This window comes from Streptomyces odontotermitis, assembly GCF_050510915.1.
Taxonomy (GTDB): Bacteria; Actinomycetota; Actinomycetes; order Streptomycetales; family Streptomycetaceae; genus Streptomyces.
In genome coordinates this window covers 1-1,625 of record NZ_JBNJLS010000051.1, presented here as the reverse complement: position 1 = coordinate 1,625, position 1,625 = coordinate 1, and the positions used below count along the sequence as shown (strand labels likewise).

The following is a 1,625-nucleotide window of genomic DNA, read 5'->3' as shown; positions in this document are numbered from 1 at the left end:
TCCAACGGCCTCGGCGAGAACACCGTCAACACCCAGTACAAGCTGATCCTCTCCGGCGCCACCAACCTTTCGGGTGACAACAAGGACCTCGTCAAGCAGGTCAAGGACGCCCAGGCGGCCGTCGTCAAGGACAACTCGACCCCGGACTTCAAGGTCAGGCCGTCCGACGTGCCGGCCGAGGCGGTCACCTCCTCCGGCTCGGGTCTCGACCCGGAGATCTCCCCGGACTACGCCAAGCTCCAGGTCCACCGGGTCGCGGAGAAGAACCACCTCCCCGTCGCGAAGGTGGAGAAGCTGGTCGAGGACCACACCGACGGGCGGATCCTCGGCTTCATGGGGGAGCCCGGCGTCAACGTCCTCAAGCTCAACATCGCGCTCAAGGAACTGGTCAAGGCCCAGGGCTGAGGGCCGAGGGAGAGGAAGGCCGTACCGCCATGACCCGAGTGCTCGTTGTGGAGGACGATCCACAACTCGTACGGGCCCTCGTGATCAACATGCAGGCGCGGAAGTTCGACGTGGACGCGGCACCGGACGGCACCACCGCCCTCCGGTTCGCCGCGGCCCGCAGGCCCGACGTGGTCGTCCTCGACCTGGGCCTGCCGGACATCGACGGCGTGGACGTCATCAGGGTGCTGCGCGGCTGGTCCCGCGTGCCCATCCTGGTGCTGTCCGCCCGGCGCGCCTCGGACGAGAAGGTCGCGGCGCTCGACGCAGGCGCCGACGACTACGTGACCAAGCCGTTCAGCATGGACGAGCTCCTGGCCCGGCTCAGGGCGGCCGTCCGGCGCACCCAGAGCGTGGCGCCCGCCCCGGAAACGGTCGTCACGACCGACGCCTTCACCGTCGACCTCGTCGCCAAGAAGGCGTCCCGGGACGGGCGCGACGTGCGCCTGACGCCCACCGAGTGGCATCTGCTCGAAATCCTCGTCTGCAACCCCGGACGCCTCATCACCCAGAAGCACCTGCTGCGCGAGGTGTGGGGGCCGTCCTATGGAGGGAAATCCAACTATCTCCGGGTCTACATGGCCCAGTTGAGGCGCAAACTGGAGCCGGATCCGGCCCACCCCCGCTACCTCATCACCGAGCCGGGCATGGGCTACCGCTTCGAGGCGTGACCGCCCCTCCCCGGGCCCCGCTCCCCCCGGGCCCCCTGCCCTCCGTAACCCACCGACCCGCGCACGAACGAACCCGGAGACGAGACGATGGCACGCGGCAAGCTCCGGATCTACCTCGGCTCGGCACCGGGCGTCGGCAAGACGTACGCGATGCTGTCCGAGGCGCACCGGCGCGTCGAGCGCGGCACCGACGTGGTCGTGGCGTTCGTCGAGCACCACGGCCGGCCGCGCACCGAGGTGATGCTGCACGGCCTGGAGCAGGTCCCGCGCCGTGAACTCACCTACCGGGACACGGTGTTCACGGAGATGGACCTGGACGCGGTCCTGGAGCGGAGGCCCGCCGTCGCCCTCGTCGACGAACTCCCGCACACCAACGTCCCGGGCTCGCGGAACGCGAAGCGCTGGCAGGACGTGCAGGAGCTGCTCGCCGCCGGGATCGACGTCGTGTCGACGGCGAACATCCAGCACCTGGAGTCGCTGGGCGACGTCGTCGAGTCCATCACCGGTGTG

General features: G+C 69.4%; 3 protein-coding genes. All 3 read left to right on the top strand.

Annotated elements, in window-relative coordinates:
• A partial coding sequence (locus ACQB60_RS45695; RefSeq protein WP_496932033.1) for a potassium-transporting ATPase subunit C occupies positions 1–405 on the top strand: 405 nt, incomplete at its 5' end.
• Positions 406–434: 29 nt separating this feature from the next.
• A complete protein-coding gene (locus tag ACQB60_RS45690; RefSeq protein WP_496932032.1) occupies positions 435–1,115 on the top strand; it encodes a response regulator in 681 nt (226 codons plus the stop codon).
• 87 nt (positions 1,116–1,202) lie between these two features.
• The coding region (locus ACQB60_RS45685) for a histidine kinase (protein WP_496932031.1) at positions 1,203–1,625 on the top strand (423 nt) is incomplete at its 3' end.

Excerpts from the sequence above, each read along its gene's own strand:
- ACQB60_RS45690 (WP_496932032.1), top strand. The coding sequence starts at position 435 with ATGACCCGAGTGCTCGTTGTGGAGGACGATCCACAACTCGTACGGGCC.